This is a genomic window from Leifsonia sp. 466MF, assembly GCF_900100265.1.
In the GTDB taxonomy this organism is placed as follows: Bacteria; Actinomycetota; Actinomycetes; order Actinomycetales; family Microbacteriaceae; genus Leifsonia.
Window position 1 is genome coordinate 168,798 of record NZ_LT629696.1, and the last position, 16,698, is coordinate 185,495.

Genomic DNA, 16,698 nt, shown 5'->3' on the forward strand with positions numbered 1-16,698 from the left:
ACTCCTTCGTCGGTGCCGGAGACTGCCGGGCGACTTCTCGAACGGGAGGGGTTGTCCTCCGCGGACGATTTGATACGCTCGCCAGTAACCGGTTGCAGTAATCGGTTACAGAGACCATAAGCCCCAGGTCGTCAGATCACAACCCCACCGAAAAGGCCGATGATGTCCATTCCCACCAGACTCGAGCGCGCGCGCATCCTGATCGACGGAGAGCCGCGCATGGTGCTTGCCGGCGAGATCCACTACTTCCGGCTGGCCAGAGAGGACTGGGAGGACCGCATCCGGGCCGCGGTCGATAGCGGACTGAATGCGGTCGCCAGCTACATCCCCTGGATCTGGCACGAACTCCCCGACGGGACGATCGACGTGACCGGCGAGACCCGGCCGGAGCGCGACCTCAGAGCGTTCATCGACCTGTGCGCGGAGCACGGACTGTGGTTCATCGCCCGCCCCGGCCCGTTCCAGATGGCCGAGCTGAAGAACGAGGGGCTGCCGCACCGGCTGCGCCGCGAGCATCCCGAGATCCACCCGGTCGGCTGGGATGGGTCCCCGGCGCCGACCCGCACGGTCGACTACCTGGCCCCCGCCTTCCTCTCCGAGGCGGAGCGCTGGTACGACGCGGTGCTGCCCCCGCTCGCGGAGCGTCAACGCGAGCACGGCGGGCCGGTCATCGCCGTGCAGCTGGACAACGAGGTCGGGATGCTGGACTGGGTCTCGAACACCCCGACGCTCACCGACCAGGCCGTCCGTGAGTTCGCGGCGGCAACAGGCGTCGAGGTCGACCCGCGCGGCGGCGCGGCCGGCACGGACGACGAGCTTGCGCTGCACGCCGCGCTCGGCCGCTTCACGCGCACCCGCTTCGCGCGCTACCTCCAGACGCTGGAGCGCTGGGCTCGGGAGCGGGGCATCACCGCGCCGCTGCTCGTCAACATCCATGGAACCGGGGGCGGCCGGGGGCTGACGTATCCCATCGGCGTGAGTCAGCTGGCGCCCGCCTACCGCGGCCGCGCCGGCGTCACCGGCGGAACGGACATGTACCTCGGGGAGCTGACCGTCGGCAACGTCGCCGACCTGTACCTCGGCAACGCGTTCACCGCGTCCGTTCAGGGCGAGGATCAGCCGCTGACCGCGCTCGAGTTCGACGCAGGCGACGGCGATTACGGGGAGGACCTCGCCGCCCTGACGTCGCCGGAGGCGACCGTGCTCAAGACGCTGCTGGATGCGGCGCAGGGGGTGAGGGGGATCAACTACTACCTCTTCGCGGGCGGCATCAACCCGCTGCTCGATGCACCCGTCAACGACGGGGACGACCGCATCGGCTTCACCGGCGAGCGGCACGGTTTCGCCGCGCCGATCGGACCGGAGGGGGAGCGGTCGCCGGCCCTCGGGGGCGTGGCGGAGGCGACGGCCGCGGTCCGTGCGCACGAGAGGCTGTTCGCCGAAGGAGCGCAGGTCACCGACGACGTCGTGATGGGCTTCGTCGCCGACCACTACCTGACCGAGTACGCGCATCCGGCCGCCCGCCGCCGGGCCGAGCAGGTACGCGACCTCGAACGGCACCGCGGCTTCGGCGCACGCCAGACCCTCGCCCGCGCCCTCGTGCTGGGCGGCTGGAGCTTCGGGGCACTCGACCTGCAGGCGGCCGCGGGAGCCGACGCCGAGTGGAGCGCCGGCGCTGCTGCCGACGATCGCGATGGACGCGACAGGGAACTCATCGTCCTCGCGACCGGCGAGGAGCTGGGTCGCGGGGTGCAGGAGTTCCTCGTCCGGCACGTGCGGACCGGCGGCCGGCTGCTGCTCGTCGGCGACCTGCCTGCGAGAGACGCCGACGGGAGGCCGTGCACGGCGCTCGCCGACGCGCTCGGCGTGACGAGTGCCGGCCGCGTCGAGGAGCGGGTGGATGCGGACAGCGAGTACCACCCGACCGTGCGAGCGGTCGGCCCCCTTGCCGAGCATGGCGCCCGCGAGGTCCGCGTCGGCGGTGCCCAGCTCTTCGCGGGCGCGGGAGAGGAACTCCTGCGCGAACGCGCCAGCGGACTCCCCGCGGCGGTCCGGATCGAGCTGGACGGCGGCGGAGTCGCGGTGCTGCTCGGCGCCGACTACCCCGTCCACCCGGGATTCTGGCGCGATCTCCTCGCGCTGGCCGGCGCACGGCCGCGTCTGGAGCTGAACGCGGACCGCCCGGGGGTGGTGGCCGTCCCGGTCGCCACCGAGGGAGAAGCAGCCCTCGTCGCGATCAACGTCGCGCCCTACCCGGTCACGTTCGCGCCCGAGTTCGACGGAACGCCCCTCCCCGACGGGCCCGTGCTCCTCGCGTCGCGCGGCCATCGCATCCTCCCCCTCCCCGTCCAACGCCTGACAGTTCCGACCACCGACCGAACGGAGACCTTCGCGTGACCCCCGACTACCGCACATCCGACGACGGCGTGCTCTACCGCGACCTCAACGGCAACGGGCGGATGGACCCGTACGAGGATCCCCGCCGCAGCGTGGAGGATCGCGTCGCCGACCTCCTCGGGAGGCTGAGCCTCGAGGAGAAGGTCGGTCTCATGTTCCAGACGGTCATCGAGGCGGGCCAGGACGGCACGCTCATCGAGACGGCCGGTGCGATCTCCAAGTCGCCGACCTCCGCGGTCGTCGTGGACAAACGCATGAACCACTTCAACGTCCATCAGCTGCCCGACGCCCGGCTCTCGGCCCGATGGAGCAACGCACTGCAGAAGCTGGCGGAGCAGACGCCGCACGGCATCCCGGTGACCGTGTCGACCGATCCACGCCACGCGTTCGTGGAGAACTCGGGTGTCTCGTTCTCGGCCGGGCACCTGTCGCAGTGGCCGGAGCCGCTGGGTCTGGGGGCGATCGGCGACGAGGAGGGCATCCGCCGCTTCGCGGACATCGTCCGGCAGGAGTACACGGCGATCGGCATCCGCGCGGCGCTGCATCCGACGGTCGACCTCGCTACCGAGCCCCGCTGGGCACGACTGCCCGGCACGCTCGGCGCCGACCCGGAGCTGGTCACGCGTCTGGCCGGCGCCTACCTCGACGGGCTGCAGGGTCCGGAGTTGGGGCCGCAGTCGGTGGCCTGCACCACCAAGCACTTCCCCGGCGGCGGCCCGCAGAAGGACGGCGAGGACGCGCACTTCCCGTACGGCCGGGAGCAGACGTACACCGCGGGCCGGTTCGAGGACCACCTGGAGCCGTTCCGCCTGGCCATCGCCCGGCGGACGAGCGCGATCATGCCCTACTACGGCATGCCCATCGGCCTCGAACTCGACGGCGAGCCGGTCGAGCCGGTCGGATTCGGCTACAACAAGCAGATCGTGACCGGTCTGCTGCGCGAGAAGCTGGGATACGACGGCGTCGTCGTCACCGACTGGGAGCTCGTCAACGACAACCACGTCGGCGATCAGGTGCTGCCCGCGCGCGCATGGGGCGTCGAGGATCTCGGGCCGGAGGAGCGCATGCTGCGCATCCTCGAGGCCGGCGCCGACCAGTTCGGCGGCGAGGAGTGCGTCGACCTGCTGCTCGGCCTGGTGCGGTCGGGGAGGGTCTCCGAGGAACGGATCGACGAGTCCGCCCGCCGCCTGCTGGCCGTCAAGTTCCAGCTCGGGCTGTTCGACGATCCCTATGTCGACGAGGATGCCGCCACCCGGATCGTCGGCCGCGCCGACTTCCAGGAGGCCGGACATCGCGCGCAGGCCGAGTCGCTGACGCTCCTGAGCGTGGCCGACGACGCCCTGCCGCTGCCGGAGGGGATCCGGCTGTACGTCGACGGGATGGATGCGGCGGTGGCGTCGCGCTACGGCACCGTCGTGGAGGCACCGTCGGCGGCCGATGTCGCGATCGTCCGGGTCAACGCACCGTGGGAGCACCGCGACGACCTGTTCCTGGAGGCCTGGTTCCATCAGGGGTCGCTGGACTTCCCGGAGGCGGAGGTGTCGCGTATCCGGTCGATCGCCGAGCAGGTTCCGGTGATCCTGGTCGTCACCCTCGACCGGGCGGCGATCCTCACACCGTTCGTCGGCATGCCCGGGATCGCTGCGCTGGCCGGCGTCTACGGGGCCAGCGATGCCGCCGTCCTCGACGCCCTCAGCGGCCGCATCCCGCCGCGGGGCCGGCTGCCGTTCGAACTGCCGTCCTCCATGGCGGCCGTCGAGGCGCACGCACCGGACGAGCCGGGCGGTTCGGCCGACCCGCTGTTTCCGCTCGGCCACGGGCTGGTGCTGGAGGGTGTGCGCGGGGCGTAGAAGCAGGGGAGAATCGTCCAATGGCACTCGGGGCGGTGAGTTCGCAAGACATCCTTGCCGAAGCTCAGTCTGTCGCACGGGAGAGCGGGACGTCCTCGTGGGTTGGTCTGATGCGGGTTCTGACGGACCAGCTGGGACGATTTCCGCTACCTGCGGATGTCTCGCCCGCTTTTGCGGCTGCCCAGACGCACTGGAACGGCGAAGACGCCGACCTGTCCACGCTGTCGACGGCCAAGGAACTGGTCTGGAACCACCTCGGACGCTATCCGACGGGAGAGGACGTGAAACACGAGGACGGCCGGCTCGCCAGAGCGCTCCTGTGCGTGCTCGAACCGGATGGAGACGCTGAAGCAGCCTCGCTGACGGCGGAATGGTACGCGGACATGGTGTCCGGGCGACAGGCGCCGAGATGAAAAGCGCATCCGTCGTCTCTGAGGACAACGATCTGTTCGAGAAGTTCGCATCGCTGCTCGCCGAGAACGGCGGTCAACGCACTCCGGATATGGCCCAACTCGTCGATGCCGAGGGCCGCATGCTCACCGTGTTCGCCATGACGTCCGACGAGTGGCTGGCGGAGTTGCAGCTACCTCCGGAAACGCCGGAACGCACTGTGGGGCGTCCGCCTGTGTCGCCGCTCTCGTCACTCACCGCCTGCACGGTGGAGTGTCGTTGGGAGACGGTGTTCGTATCCTGGGTCCAGCGGCTTGCGCGGCAGAGTTCGACCGACGTGTGGGTACTCGATGGGGATGACGTGCTCTGGGCATCCGACCAGCTCGACGCCGACGCGTTGCGCCTGTGATGCTTGGACCACATCTCGAAGCTTTGGGGGGACATTGACGACGTTTCGGATGCTGTCGGCCGACACCATCGAGGAACTGTCCGGATCGACCGTTCACATCCTCGGCAGAACCGGTCTGCGCGTGACGCTGGGTGGCGACACGTACACGATCGACTCCGAGATGCTCGCACTGCCGATGAGCATCGTGCTGTATCGGAACTCAGTGGCGCCCGATGCTCCAGCCGGTTCAGCTGGAGTGTGTCAGTTCGCCGTCGATGCACTCACGTGGGCCGGGTTCGCGGTCGAGACGATCTGAATGAGCGTCTACTACCTCAGCTCCCTCGACTCCTCGCTGTTCGAGCCCGTGCGACGATGCACCGTGATCACGACGCTCGCCTTCGACACCGGCAGATCGGCGCTCGTGGTCGACCTGGATCCCGCGGTCGTCGGGCAGAACTTCAACGTGGGCGAAGATCTGCGCCGCTTCATCCTGACATCCCGGTTCCAGGGGGACGATGTGGCGGCCATCGACCACTTTCCGTTCTTCGCCTACATCTGTCTGCCCAGGACCGGATCGCCGGAGCGCGAAACTCCTCTCCGTGCCGCCGATGTCGATATCGTCGGCCGGGGCGAGCTGTACCGCACAGCGGAGGATGCCTCGGCGCACCGGTTCGACCCGTAGGCGGGAGCGACGATGAAGACGCATCGGAGGGTGGCAGTGTCGGATGAACTCGACTTCGACAACGCAATGGCGAACGCGACCGCCGCGATTCTCGCGTCTGGCACCGACCGGATCTATTCGGTGCTCATGGCCGCCGGTCATCGCTTCGGCGACCTCATGGCGACCCGCCACGGTCCCGCGGCCTACCGAATCTGGATGAACATCAGCGACCTCGTCGACGACGATCGGGGCCCGCTGTCAGAGGAGGAGGCGCTGTCCGTCGCAACGCAGGCGGCACGAGAATGGCAGACACTCGACACCCGGTCGCAGGAACAAGTGGACGCCTATTTCGCCCGCTGGTCGGACAGCGTCTGACCTTGCCGTGCAGCAGCGGCGGTTCCGCAGAGGTAAGCCGGATGGCCGCGCCGCAGCGCCCGGCGCTATCGTGTCCCGCGAGGAGGCCGCCATGCACGTTCCGCGCCCGTCGAAGGAGACCGAGGAGTTGTTCCGCTCGGTGGTGCCTGAGGCGCCCGATGTGCGCATCCGGCCGATGTTCGCCAACCTGGCCGCGTTCGTGAACGGCAACATGTTCGCCGGGCTGTTCGGCGACCAGGTCGGGGTGCGGCTTCCCGACCAGGCGGTGCGCGACGAGCTGCTGGCGATCGACGGCGCCGGCCCGTACGGACCGCCGGAGCGGCCCATGGGCGGGTACGTCGCGATGCCGGAGGCGTGGAAGTCGGAGCCCGACCGGCTGCGCGAGTGGATCGGCGTGGCGCTGGATCAGGTCCGGGCGATGCCGCCGAAGGCTCCGCGGGGTGCCGCGGCGAAGTGAGGCGTTACGCCTCGACGAGCGCCGAGCGGATGACGGACGTGAAGAAGGTGAGGCCGTCCGTGCCCGAGCGCATCGCGTCGGGGGTGTCCGGGCCGAAGCCGGGCTCGACCGCGTGCTCCGGGTGCGGCATGAGGCCGACCACGTTGCCGCGCTCGTTGCGGACACCGGCGATGTCGTCGAGCGAGCCGTTCGGGTTGACGTCCTTGTAGCGGAAGACGACGAGGCCTTCGCCCTCGAGTCGTGCGAGTTCTTCGGCCGACGCGATGAAGCCGCCCTCGCCGTTCTTCAGCGGGATGACGATCTCCTGGCCCTGCTCGAAGCCGCTCGTCCACGGCGTCTGCGTGTTCTCGACCGTGAGGTGCTGGTCGCGCCGGATGAAGGTGCCGTGGTCGTTGCGGATCAGCCCGCCGGCGACGAGGTGTGCCTCCGCCAGCATCTGGAAGCCGTTGCAGATGCCCAGCACGGGCATCCCCTTCTCGGCCGCATCCACGACCTCGGTCATGATCGGCGAGAGGGAGGCGATGGCACCGCAGCGCAGGTAGTCGCCGTAGCTGAAGCCGCCCGGCAGCACGAGGGCGTCGACGCCCTGCAGGTCGTGCTCGCCGTGCCAGAGCGCGACCGGCTCGGCACCGGCGAGACGGACCGCGCGCAGTGCGTCGCGGTCGTCGAGCGAGCCGGGGAAGGTGATGACGCCGATGCGCATCAGGCGTCCACCTCGGCCGGGTAGTGGATGCCCACCACGTCTTCGATCACGGAGTTGGACAGGATCTCGTCCGCGATCTCCTGCACCGTCGCGCGGACCGCGTCGTCGATGGGGCCGTCGACGGTCAGCTCGAAACGCTTGCCGACACGCACCCCGCTGACGACACCGCGACCGGTGCGGGCGAGCGCTCCGGCGACCGCCTTCCCCTGCGGGTCGAGCAGCTCAGCCTTGGGCATCACTTCAACAACGATCGTCGGCACGGGGACACTCCGCTCACTCGGGCGCAAAGGGTGGGGTTTCGCGTCGATTCTACCGTGCGGAGACGGGGATGCGGTCCGGTGCCGCGACAGCTGCGGCATGGGCGACCGCGCGCTCCTCCAGGTCTGCGCGGAGCCGGCGGAACAGTTCCGCGGAGGCGGCGCCCGGCCAGTCCGGCCCGAGTGCTGCCGCAGGGAGCCCGGGATCGCGGTACGGGATCACGCGCCACTCGTCGAGGGCGCGCATCCACGTGGCGAACGCCTGGGCGTCGTCGAGGGGATGCGGCAGGTCGCCGAACCGCGCGAGGAACGACTCGTGCGCGGCGCGGATGGCCGGGAGGTCGTACCAGCGGGCGAGACCGGCGGCGAGGTCTCCGCGCGGGGCGGCATCCGCGAACATCGCCACGACCGGCGAGCCGGACGGGTGCACGTCGGCCGACGTCGTTGACACGGCGGAGGTCAGCTCCGCCTCCAGCGCCGCTGGCGCGATCCACAGGCCGTCGGCGACGGTGCCGCAGCCGAGCGCGGCGAGGCGGCGGCGCAACCGGTCACGCGAACCGCGGGCCCGCTCCGGGAAGGACAGCGAGAGCAGCAGCCAGCGGGATGCCTCCACGCGCTCGCCGAAGATGCGGGCGTCCCCGCGCTCCAGCATCGGAACGGCGGCGGGATCGAGGGCGTACCCGGCGACGCCGTCCTGGGGCTCCCGCCGCAGGACGCCCCGCGCGCACAGCCGCGCCAGGCTCGACCGGGCGGTCGCCGCGGGCACGCCGAGCGCATCCATGAGCCGGACGGCTCCCGCCGCGCTCATCCAGCCTCCGATCGGGCGCAGGACGCTGCCCACCACGGTGCGCAGCAGCGCCGTCGCGCTGCCGCTGGCGGCCTCGGGGTCGTCGCGGACGACGCGAGTGGCGAGCTCAGTCATGGGTCAGCTCGCCGAGGGCGTCGCGCACCGCGGCCATCCCGGCGCAGACCTCCTCGAAGCTGGTGCTGAGCGGCGAGAGGCCGACGCGCAGTCCGTCCGGATCGCGGTAGTCGGGGATGACGTCGCGCTGCCACAGCAGTGCCGTGACCTCGCGCATGGCCGGGTGGCTGAGCGTGATGTGACCGCCGCGGCGCTCCGGGTCGCGCGGCGACGCGAGGGTCACTCCGAGCGGGGTCAGCCACTCGTCGGCGAGGGCGACCGTGAACTCCGTCAGTGCGACCGACTTGGCCCGCACCGCGTCCATCCCGGCCTCCTCGATCATCGCGACGGTGTCGCGCATCGCGAGCATCCCGACGATGGGAGGTGTTCCGCTGAGGAAGCGCCGGATGTTGTCGGCCGGCACGTATTCCGGGCCCATCAGGAAGACGTCGCCGGCGCCCATCCACCCCTGGATCGGCTGGGTGAGGCGCGGGATGAGCCGCGCGTTCACGTAGCCGAAGGCGGGCGAGCCGGGGCCGCCGTTGAGGTACTTGTACGTGCAGCCGACGGCGAGGTCGACTCCCGCCTCGTCGAGCTGGATCGGCACCGACCCGGCGGAGTGGCAGAGGTCCCACAGCACCAGCGCGCCCGCATCGTGGACGATGCGCGTGATCGTGTGCAGCTCGGCCAGGAAGCCGGACCGGTAGGCGACGTGGCTGAGCACGACGAGGGCGGTCTGCGGTCCGACGACCGCAGCGACCTGCTCCGGCGTCACCCCCGCCTCGGTGTCCGCCTCGATCCACACCAGGCGCAGCCCGCGCTCGCGCGCGATGCCGTCGAGCAGGTAGCGGTCGGTCGGGAAGTTGTCTGTGTCGAGCACGATCTCGCTGCGCTCCGGGAGGCTGTCGACGGCCGCTCGGGCCAGCTTGTAGAGGAGGACCGTGGTCGAGTCGCCGATGAAGGTCTGGCCCGGCGCTGCGCCGAGCGCCGCACGCCCCAGGTCGTCGCCGATGGCGAACGGCAGCTCCATCCACTCCTCGTCCCACCCGCGGATGAGCCGGTCGCCCCACCCCTCGACGAGGAAGCGCTGGATGCGCTCGATGCTCGCGCGCGTCGGGCGGCCGAGCGAGTTGCCGTCGAAGTAGGCGGTCACCGCGCTCGTGCCGTCGTCGATGCCGGCGAAACGGGTGCGGAAGGCCGCAAGCGGGTCGGCCGCATCCAGGGCGCGGGCAGCGGTCAGCGGATCGGGCGACAGGGCGGCGGGAGGGGCGATGTCGAAGTCGGTCATGCGTGATCCTTGGGGGTGGAGGGGCGAGGGGATGCGGTGGGAGCGTCGGTGCTCAGGGTGCCGTCGGCCGCCGCTCGGGTGAGCGCGCGGGCCGTCAGCCCGCGAGCTGCGGCGAGCCAGCCGGGCAGGGCGTCCGGCTCAGCAGCGGGCGGCGTGGGCAGCCAGGCCAGGCGCGGGCCGACGGTCGGCACGACGTGGTCGTCGGGGCGGCGCAGGCCGGCGATGGACCGGATCAGGGCGTCGGGCTCGACGCCCGCGTCGAGCATCCCGCGCAGCTCCCGCTCGTTCACGCCGACGGCGAGTGGACCGTTGCCGAGATCGGTCCCGTAGAGCACGAGGCCGCCCGCGCGCGCGAACCGGCCCAGGTTCTCAGACGCGATGCCGTGCTGCTCGGTGGGATCTCCCCAGCCGTGGATGTCGAGGGTGCTGACCCAGCCGATGCCGCGGCGGACGCATTCGGCGATGAGCTCGTCGTCGATGCGCTCGGTGAACGGCGTGTGGGCGAGCTGGTCGGCGCCCGCCCGGACCGCTCGCGCAGTCTGACCGTCACCCTGCACGTGGACCGTGACGGGAACGCCCTGCGCGTGGGATTCCGCGACGATGCTGTGGAGAACGTGATCGTCCACAGTTTCGCCGGCCTCGGTGTTGAGCGTGACCTTGATGCGGGAGGCTCCCATCATGATGTTCGCCCGAACCGCAAGCCGTGCCTCGCGCTCGCCGCCCACCTCCGTCGAGGAGCCCGGCGGTCCCCACCCGGCGTTGACCGGGTAGCCGCCCTCGCAGGTGATCAGCGATCCGACGATCGCGACGGCCGGACGCGTGAGGTCGTCCGCGAGCCAGCCGGCCGCGACAGCAGGAACCCAACCGAGGTCGATCGCGTGCGTGATGCCTCCGGCGAAGACGGCGTGCTGATCGGTCAGACCGACGTGCGTGTGATGGTCGGTGAGCCGAGGGAAGAGCGTGCCGCCGAGGTGGTGGTGCGCTGCGCGCGCCGGGATGTCGTCGACCGGGTGGAGGCGCTCGCCGTCGCTGCGGAAGGTGGTGGGGCCGAGGAAGCGGTGGCCGTTCCAGACGGCGTCGACCGTGAGGTAAGCGTCGGTGCCTGTGGGTTGGGCGGTGCCGCCGGGGTAGGCGGCGCCTGCGGACTGCTCGTTCATGCGGGCGCTCCGATCTCGGTGCGGACGGCGTAGAGCTCGGGGAAGAACGTGAGTTCGAGCGCCTTCTGCAGGAACGCGGCTCCCGTCGACCCGCCGGTCCCGGTCTTCATGCCGATGGTGCGCTGCACGGTCTTCAGATGGCGGAAGCGCCAGAGCTGGAAGTTGTCCTCCAGGTCGACGAACTCCTCGCAGGCCTCGTACTCGGGCCAATGGTCGTTGGCGTGCTCGTAGATCTCGCGGAACACCGGTACCAGCTCCGGGGTGAAGACGTGCGCCTGTGTGACGTCCCGCTCCAGCAGCGAGGTCGGCACGGCGAAACCGGCCCGCGCCAGGTAGCGCAGGAACTCGTCGTAGATGCTGGGCGCATCCAACAGCTGCGCGAGGAGGGCGTGGGCGACCGGGTCGCTCTCGAAGACGCTCAGCATGCGGCGGTTCTTGTTGCCGAGCACGAACTCGACGGCGCGGTACTGGTACGACTGGAAGCCGGACGAGTTGCCGAGGAAGCCCCGGAACTCCGCGTACTCGGTCGGGGTGAGCGTCGCGAGCACCGACCACTGCTCGGTGAGCGTGCGCTGGATGTGCTTCACGCGGGCGATGCGCTTGAGTGCCGGCGAGAGGTCGTCGGCGCGCAGAAGGTCGCGCGCCGACTCGAGTTCGTGGAGCACGAGCTTCAGCCACAGCTCCGTCGTCTGGTGCTGGATGATGAACAGCAGTTCGTCGTGATGCTCCGGGCGGCTCACCGGTCGCTGCGCGCTGAGCAGCGTGTCGAGCTCCAGGTAGGAGCCGTACGACATCCGCTCCCGGAAGTCGGTGACGATGTCGGGATCGAACTCTCGGGTGTTGTCGCCGTCGGCCATGCTGCAATTCTGCGCCGACCGTCGCAATAGTGCAACAGCGGTTGCGGCCGCGGGCGCGGCCCGCTCAGCCGACGATCACTCGGGGCAGGTGGCCCGACGCGGTGAGGAGCCCGATCGCCACGGCCACAGCGATCGCCAGGACCGCGCTCAGGAAGAAACCGCGACGGCCACGGCGCGACCTGACGCACAGGACGCCGATCGCTCCGAACAGCACCCCCTCCACCAGGAACCAGGGTTCGTTCCCGAACAGGTCCTGCAGGTCGGCAGCGCGCACGTCCACGGACGACCAGAGGGCTGACGGGTAGGCGACGGCCAGGGCGCCGCCGATGCTGAGCACGCGCACCGTCATGTCGACGAGGGCGTGCATCACGCAGCCGACCGCCACCGCCCAGCATCCGACCACGTACGCGATGCGGAACCGCGTCGAGCGTATCCGCGGCGCCAGAAGCGCTGCGCCCGCCCCGAGAAGCAGTGCGACCATCGCGAACGCGTTGATGGCGGCGAAGGTGGCGTGCGCGTCGCCTCGGAGCCGGCCTGGAAGCGCAAGCGTGCCGCCGAAGGCGTAGTAACCGCGGTAGAGCGCGTAGAGCGTCGACCAGCCGGCGGCCGTCCACGCCAGTGAGCGCAGACCGCGTGGCGTATCGTGCTCCGATTCCGGCGACGGAGGTCTCCGCGGAGCCGGCGCGATCGTCACGTGCGGAGGCTCTCCGCGTCGCGACGCGGGCGTACGCGGGCGCTCACAGCCGCAGGATCCCTTCGGCGACGACCAGCCCCGTGCCGGAGAGTTCGATCCGGTCGTCGTCCACGGTGACCCGCAGCCTGCTGGGGCGGCCGAGGGCCGCTCCCTGGATGATCGTCACCTGACCGCCCGGCGCCCGCAGGCCATCGCGGACGAGCAGTGCGGCGAGCGGGCCGGCGGCGGTCCCGGTGGCGGGATCCTCCGCGATGCCGACCGTCGGGTTGAAGAACCGGGCATAGGCGTCGGCCCCGTCGTCCCGATTTCCGGTGGAGTAGATGTAGCAGCCTTCGGCTTCGACCGACACCAGCAGGGCAGCCAGTCGGCCGGTGTCCGGGATCGCGTCGTCGACGGCCGAGCGCCCCTTCAGCGGGACCAAGAGGTGAGCCACGCCGGTGGACACCACCTGGGCCGGGGCCGGCGCGACCTGGTCCGCATCCAGCGCGAGGATCTCCGGAAGCTCGCGATGCCGGTCCACTGCGCGAAGGAAACGGGGCGGAGCCTGCCTCATCGTGACCGTGGGCGGATGACCGGGCTTCCGATCGACGCCCACAGGCAGCAACTCGTCGCCGATCTGCTGCCGGAACTCGGTGCGGTCGCCGGGAAGCGTCCCCGATCCCGCGAGCCAGATCCACGCGCCCATCGCGTTGTGCCCGGCGCCTCCGACTTCGACCCCGGCCGGGGTGAAGGAGCGTAGACGGTGGTCGGCGCCCGGCGAGGTCGGCGCCACCAGGAACGTGGTCTCCGACTGGTTGAACTCCCGCGCGATCGCCTTCAGCTGGGCCGTCGTGAGCGCATCTGCCGATGGCACGAGGGGCAGCGGGTTCCCCGTGAGTGCCGTGTCCGCGAAGACGTCGACCCAGAAGAAGCGCACATCCACCGCCGGCTCCTCTCCGCCTCTGATGCTCTCACGCGCACCCGCCGTCCGCACCCCGTTCACCCCCGCGTTACCTCCAGTTGCGACGACCGTCGCACCGGGCTCCTAGCGTTGCGCACTGACCCACGAACAAGGCACGCGGTGAGCGGGGACGCAGGGAGGCTCCGGATGGGCAGGCACTACGACCTCGCGGTGGTCGGCGCCGGGATCGTCGGCCTCGGACATGCCGTCGCCGCGCTTCGGCGAGGACTGACCGTCGCCGTGATCGACCGGGCGTCCGGCGTGCAGGGCGCGTCCGTCCGCAACTTCGGCCATCTCGGCATCACGGGTCAGGAGGGCGAGGCTCGGGCCTACGCCGAGCTCGCCCGGGAACTGTGGCTGACCCTCGCTCCGGAGGCCGGGTTCTGGCTGCGCGAGTCCGGCAGCGTCGTGGTGGCACGGGCGGACGACGAGCTCGCCGTGCTGGAGGAGTTCCGCGAGCGGCGGGGCGGCCACGATGTCCGGCTTCTCACTCCCGCCGAGGTGCGGGAGCGCGTCCCGGTCGCCGACGGCGTCGCGGTGGGCGGCGCGCTGTTTCCCTCCGACCTGCAGATCGACCCGCGGGAGGCCGCGGCGGCGATCGTCCGCTGGCTGGATGCCCACGGCGTCGACTTCTTCTGGCAGACCGCGGCCGCCGGCGTGGAGCCGGGACTGGTCCGCACGCCCCGCGGACGCGTGGCCGCCGACGCTGTCGTCGTCGCCGTCGGGCATGACGTCGACCACCTGTTCCCGGGCATCGCGGAGGCGCACGGCATCGAGAGCTGCGGCCTGGACATGATGCTCGTAGAGGCCGCGCTCGACCTTCCCCTGGCCGCGCCGGTGCTCACCGGCTGGTCCCTGGTCCGCTACTCCGGCTTCGCCCGGACGCCCAGCGCCGAGGCTGTGCGCGAGCGGCTCGCCGTCGAGCAGCCGGCGCTGGCGGCGATGGACGTCAACCTCATGTTCACGCAGCGGCCCGACGGCACCCTGATCGTCGGCGACACGCACGCGCGCGGGGCGGATGCGTCGCCGTTCCAGCACGAGGAGGCGTTCGCCCTCCTGCTGGAGCAGACGCGCGAGCTTTTCGGCGTCGCCGACCTCAGGGTGCGGGAGCGCTGGCAGGGCGTCTACGCCGCCGCACCGGACGAGTTCCTGGTGGCCGCTCCGGCACCCGGCGTCCGGGTCGTCTCCGTCACGACCGGCATCGGGATGACCACCGGTCTCGGCCTCGCCGACCGCGTCGTCGACGAGCTCTTCTCCGACGCCCCCGGCGCGCTGATCCCCGCGGGCGCCGCCCGCGTCCGCTAGACAGCACCATCGCAACGAAAGGCACCATCGTGACCCCAGACGGACGCATCACCAGCGAGTTCGACGACGTGACGGTCGACATCGAGCCGGTCCGCGGCGGGATTCCTGCGTCGGCCGGGCTCTCCGACGAGGAGTGGGACGACCTGGACGACCTGGAGGACGGCCTGGACGAGGGCGACGCCGACGATCGCGATGAGGACGACCTCGCCGACCTGGAGCTGGTGGTGCTCGATCTCGCGGGCACCACCGTCCTCGACGACGGCCTCGTGCAGCGCGCGTTCGAGCGCGCCGTCGACGCCGCGGGCCTCGCGGAGACCCCGGAGCAGCGGATCGCCGCCCTCGATGTCGTCCGCGAGACAATGGGGCAGTCGAAGCTCGCGGTCTTCCGCTCGCTGAGCGCGGACGAGGACCAGGCGCAGCACGCGGACGCCGTCTTCGAGTCGACGTACGCCGAGCTGATCGCCGCGGAGGGTCTGCAGCCCGTCCCGGGCGCGGAGGACCTCATCCGCCGGTTGCGCGCGACGGGCGTCAAGGTGGCGCTGACCACCGGGTTCTCGCGGCGCACCCGCGATGTCGTCCTCGACGCCCTGGGCTGGCGCGACCTGGCCGATGTGACGCTGACGCCGGCCGAGGCAGGCCGAGGTCGCCCGTACCCCGATCTGCCGCTGACGGCCCTGCTGCGCACCGGCGCATCCAGCGTCGAGGGGATGGTCGTGGTCGGCGACACCGCGAGCGACATCGCCTCGGGGATCGCCGCGGGCGCGGGCCTCGTCGTCGGCGTGCTGACGGGCGCGCACGACGAGCAGACCCTGCTGGACGCCGGCGCCGACGCGGTGCTCCCGAGCGTCGCCGACCTGCCGGAGCTGCTGGGCTACGAGGTCGAGCGCGACACGGCATCGGGACACGGCATCCGGTGACGATCAAGGCGGTGACCCCGCGCGTCGTCGAGCCGCCGGCGCGCCTGGGGATGGGGGTCAGCGTGTATCCGTCGGCCACGGCCATGGTGTGGCCGGGCGACGCTCACACGCACGAGGCGGTGGCCGTGCCCGGCGTGCGCCTGGCGCCGGGTGACGTGCTGGTCGAGGTCGAGCTGGCGACGGTCTGCGGCACCGATGTGGAGGCGGTGCTCGGTCATCGCCGGACGCAGGCGCCGCTCGTGCTCGGCCACGAGCAGGTCGGCCGTGTGGTCGCGCTCGGCCGCGGTGGCGCGAAGACGACGGACGGACACCGCGTCTCGCTGGGGGAGCGGATCGTCTGGTCCGCCGCCGTCCCGTGCGGACGCTGCGTGCGCTGCCGCCGAGGCCTGCAACAGCAGTGCCTGAGCCTGCAGAAGTACGGACACGAGCGGATGCGCCGCGGCTGGGAGCTGTCGGGCGGCTTCGCCACGCACACGCACATCCTCGACGGCACTCCGCTCGTTCGCGTCCCGGAGGACATCCCGGCCGAGGTCCTCGCCCCGGCGTCGTGCGCGACCGCGTCGGTGGCGGCGGCGATCGAGGCGGCCGCCGAGCTCGTCCCGCTGGAGGGCGCCCTGGTGCTGATCGCCGGCGCCGGGATGCTCGGGCTGACCGCCACGGCGATGGCCGTCGAGGCCGGTGCGCGCGTGGTCGTGAGCGAGCCGATCCCCGAGCGCCGCGAGTCCGCCCTGGCTTTCGGCGCGTCGGGCGCCGCAGACCCGGCCGCGCCCGCGGGTTCTCCGACGGGACTGGCCGCCGTGCTCGCCAAGACGGGCGGCCGCACGCCGGCCCCGACTGTGGCTCTTGAGCTCTCCGGCAGCCCGGCCGCGGCGCGCTCCCTGCTCGACGCGCTCGACGTCGGCGGCGTCCTGGTGCTCGTCGGCCAGTCGGTGCCAGGGCCCGACCTCGGCATCGCGCCGGACGCCCTCATCCGGCGGCTGATCACCATCCGCGGGGTCCACAACTACGCCTCCCGCCATCTGGAGCAGGCCGTGCGGTTCCTGGCCGACGCGTGGCAGCGCTACCCCTTCGCCGAACAGGTCGGCGAGACGTTCGCGCTCGCCGACGTGGATGCGGCGCTCGCCGCCCGCACGCATCCGCGCGTCGCGGTGCGGCCGTAGC

19 protein-coding genes are annotated in these 16,698 nt (G+C 71.3%); 11 read left to right on the plus strand and 8 right to left on the minus strand.

Annotated features, from left to right (window positions below):
- Positions 1 to 159 precede the first annotated feature (159 nt).
- The 8 genes from BLR91_RS00830 to BLR91_RS00865 all read left to right on the plus strand — a co-directional run bounded on the left by BLR91_RS00830 (position 160) and on the right by BLR91_RS00865 (position 6,518).
- Positions 160 to 2,397, plus strand: coding sequence for a beta-galactosidase (locus tag BLR91_RS00830; RefSeq protein WP_089878201.1), 2,238 nt, complete (start codon positions 160 to 162; stop codon positions 2,395 to 2,397).
- Positions 2,394 to 4,247, plus strand: a complete 1,854-nt coding sequence (locus BLR91_RS00835; RefSeq protein ID WP_089878197.1) for a glycoside hydrolase family 3 protein — start codon at positions 2,394 to 2,396, stop codon at positions 4,245 to 4,247. The genes BLR91_RS00830 and BLR91_RS00835 overlap by 4 nt, the downstream gene beginning before the upstream one ends.
- 20 nt (positions 4,248 to 4,267) lie before the next feature.
- Positions 4,268 to 4,660, plus strand: coding sequence for a hypothetical protein (locus BLR91_RS00840; RefSeq protein WP_089878193.1), 393 nt, complete (start codon positions 4,268 to 4,270; stop codon positions 4,658 to 4,660).
- Complete coding sequence (locus BLR91_RS00845) at positions 4,657 to 5,046, plus strand: hypothetical protein (protein WP_089878190.1); 390 nt, start codon at positions 4,657 to 4,659, stop codon at positions 5,044 to 5,046. Before BLR91_RS00840 ends, BLR91_RS00845 begins: the two co-directional genes overlap by 4 nt.
- Before the next feature lie 49 nt (positions 5,047 to 5,095).
- The gene (locus BLR91_RS00850) at positions 5,096 to 5,341 is read left to right on the plus strand and encodes a hypothetical protein (RefSeq protein WP_089878186.1); all 246 of its coding nucleotides are present in this window, start codon (positions 5,096 to 5,098) and stop codon (positions 5,339 to 5,341) included.
- On the plus strand, positions 5,342 to 5,707 hold the full coding sequence (locus BLR91_RS00855; protein WP_089878183.1) for a hypothetical protein: 366 nt from the start codon (positions 5,342 to 5,344) through the stop codon (positions 5,705 to 5,707). It begins immediately after the preceding gene.
- A gap of 36 nt (positions 5,708 to 5,743) precedes the next feature.
- Positions 5,744 to 6,061 (plus strand): hypothetical protein, encoded by a 318-nt coding sequence (locus tag BLR91_RS00860; protein ID WP_089878180.1) that lies wholly within the window; start codon positions 5,744 to 5,746, stop codon positions 6,059 to 6,061.
- A 91-nt stretch (positions 6,062 to 6,152) separates the two neighbouring features.
- Complete coding sequence (locus BLR91_RS00865) at positions 6,153 to 6,518, plus strand: TfoX/Sxy family protein (RefSeq protein WP_089878177.1); 366 nt, start codon at positions 6,153 to 6,155, stop codon at positions 6,516 to 6,518.
- 4 nt (positions 6,519 to 6,522) lie between these two features.
- Here the strand turns inward: BLR91_RS00865 and purQ are convergent, their stop codons facing one another.
- From purQ to BLR91_RS00905, 8 genes are all read right to left on the minus strand, one after another.
- Positions 6,523 to 7,221 (minus strand): phosphoribosylformylglycinamidine synthase subunit PurQ, encoded by a 699-nt coding sequence (gene purQ, locus BLR91_RS00870; protein ID WP_020076626.1) that lies wholly within the window; start codon positions 7,219 to 7,221, stop codon positions 6,523 to 6,525.
- Positions 7,221 to 7,481: a phosphoribosylformylglycinamidine synthase subunit PurS gene (gene purS / locus BLR91_RS00875; RefSeq protein ID WP_029042938.1), complete on the minus strand. Its 261-nt coding sequence runs from the start codon at positions 7,479 to 7,481 to the stop codon at positions 7,221 to 7,223. Before purS ends, purQ begins: the two co-directional genes overlap by 1 nt.
- Before the next feature lie 49 nt (positions 7,482 to 7,530).
- Positions 7,531 to 8,400 (minus strand): PaaX family transcriptional regulator, encoded by an 870-nt coding sequence (locus BLR91_RS00880; RefSeq protein ID WP_089878173.1) that lies wholly within the window; start codon positions 8,398 to 8,400, stop codon positions 7,531 to 7,533.
- Positions 8,393 to 9,667 (minus strand): kynureninase, encoded by a 1,275-nt coding sequence (locus BLR91_RS00885; RefSeq protein ID WP_089878170.1) that lies wholly within the window; start codon positions 9,665 to 9,667, stop codon positions 8,393 to 8,395. The genes BLR91_RS00880 and BLR91_RS00885 overlap by 8 nt, the downstream gene beginning before the upstream one ends.
- Positions 9,664 to 10,824: a hypothetical protein gene (locus tag BLR91_RS00890; protein ID WP_089878167.1), complete on the minus strand. Its 1,161-nt coding sequence runs from the start codon at positions 10,822 to 10,824 to the stop codon at positions 9,664 to 9,666. Before BLR91_RS00890 ends, BLR91_RS00885 begins: the two co-directional genes overlap by 4 nt.
- A complete protein-coding gene (gene kynA, locus BLR91_RS00895; protein WP_018192360.1) occupies positions 10,821 to 11,681 on the minus strand; it encodes a tryptophan 2,3-dioxygenase in 861 nt (286 codons plus the stop codon). The genes BLR91_RS00890 and kynA overlap by 4 nt, the downstream gene beginning before the upstream one ends.
- A 64-nt stretch (positions 11,682 to 11,745) precedes the next feature.
- Positions 11,746 to 12,375 (minus strand): hypothetical protein, encoded by a 630-nt coding sequence (locus BLR91_RS00900; protein ID WP_089878164.1) that lies wholly within the window; start codon positions 12,373 to 12,375, stop codon positions 11,746 to 11,748.
- 43 nt (positions 12,376 to 12,418) lie between these two features.
- A complete protein-coding gene (locus BLR91_RS00905) occupies positions 12,419 to 13,297 on the minus strand; it encodes a PhzF family phenazine biosynthesis protein (RefSeq protein WP_089878161.1) in 879 nt (292 codons plus the stop codon).
- A gap of 165 nt (positions 13,298 to 13,462) precedes the next feature.
- On the opposite strand from BLR91_RS00905, the gene BLR91_RS00910 reads away from it, so the two are divergent.
- The 3 genes from BLR91_RS00910 to BLR91_RS00920 are packed head-to-tail and all read left to right on the plus strand — an operon-like array spanning position 13,463 to position 16,697.
- On the plus strand, positions 13,463 to 14,620 hold the full coding sequence (locus tag BLR91_RS00910) for a TIGR03364 family FAD-dependent oxidoreductase (protein WP_089878158.1): 1,158 nt from the start codon (positions 13,463 to 13,465) through the stop codon (positions 14,618 to 14,620).
- A 29-nt stretch (positions 14,621 to 14,649) separates the two neighbouring features.
- Entirely contained in the window at positions 14,650 to 15,537 is an 888-nt protein-coding gene (locus tag BLR91_RS00915) for a phosphonatase-like hydrolase (protein WP_089878154.1), read from the plus strand.
- On the plus strand, positions 15,534 to 16,697 hold the full coding sequence (locus tag BLR91_RS00920) for an alcohol dehydrogenase catalytic domain-containing protein (protein WP_089878151.1): 1,164 nt from the start codon (positions 15,534 to 15,536) through the stop codon (positions 16,695 to 16,697). The genes BLR91_RS00915 and BLR91_RS00920 overlap by 4 nt, the downstream gene beginning before the upstream one ends.
- The last annotated feature ends 1 nt before the right edge of the window (position 16,698 follow it).

Excerpts from the sequence above, each read along its gene's own strand:
- BLR91_RS00830 (WP_089878201.1), top strand. The coding sequence starts at position 160 with ATGATGTCCATTCCCACCAGACTCGAGCGCGCGCGCATCCTGATCGAC.
- BLR91_RS00840 (WP_089878193.1), top strand. The coding sequence starts at position 4,268 with ATGGCACTCGGGGCGGTGAGTTCGCAAGACATCCTTGCCGAAGCTCAG.
- BLR91_RS00845 (WP_089878190.1), top strand. The coding sequence starts at position 4,657 with ATGAAAAGCGCATCCGTCGTCTCTGAGGACAACGATCTGTTCGAGAAG.
- BLR91_RS00850 (WP_089878186.1), top strand. The coding sequence starts at position 5,096 with ATGCTGTCGGCCGACACCATCGAGGAACTGTCCGGATCGACCGTTCAC.
- BLR91_RS00855 (WP_089878183.1), top strand. The coding sequence starts at position 5,342 with ATGAGCGTCTACTACCTCAGCTCCCTCGACTCCTCGCTGTTCGAGCCC.
- BLR91_RS00865 (WP_089878177.1), top strand. The coding sequence starts at position 6,153 with ATGCACGTTCCGCGCCCGTCGAAGGAGACCGAGGAGTTGTTCCGCTCG.
- purQ (WP_020076626.1), bottom strand. The coding sequence starts at position 7,221 with ATGCGCATCGGCGTCATCACCTTCCCCGGCTCGCTCGACGACCGCGAC.
- BLR91_RS00880 (WP_089878173.1), bottom strand. The coding sequence starts at position 8,400 with ATGACTGAGCTCGCCACTCGCGTCGTCCGCGACGACCCCGAGGCCGCC.
- BLR91_RS00885 (WP_089878170.1), bottom strand. The coding sequence starts at position 9,667 with ATGACCGACTTCGACATCGCCCCTCCCGCCGCCCTGTCGCCCGATCCG.
- BLR91_RS00890 (WP_089878167.1), bottom strand. The coding sequence starts at position 10,824 with ATGAACGAGCAGTCCGCAGGCGCCGCCTACCCCGGCGGCACCGCCCAA.
- kynA (WP_018192360.1), bottom strand. The coding sequence starts at position 11,681 with ATGGCCGACGGCGACAACACCCGAGAGTTCGATCCCGACATCGTCACC.
- BLR91_RS00910 (WP_089878158.1), top strand. The coding sequence starts at position 13,463 with ATGGGCAGGCACTACGACCTCGCGGTGGTCGGCGCCGGGATCGTCGGC.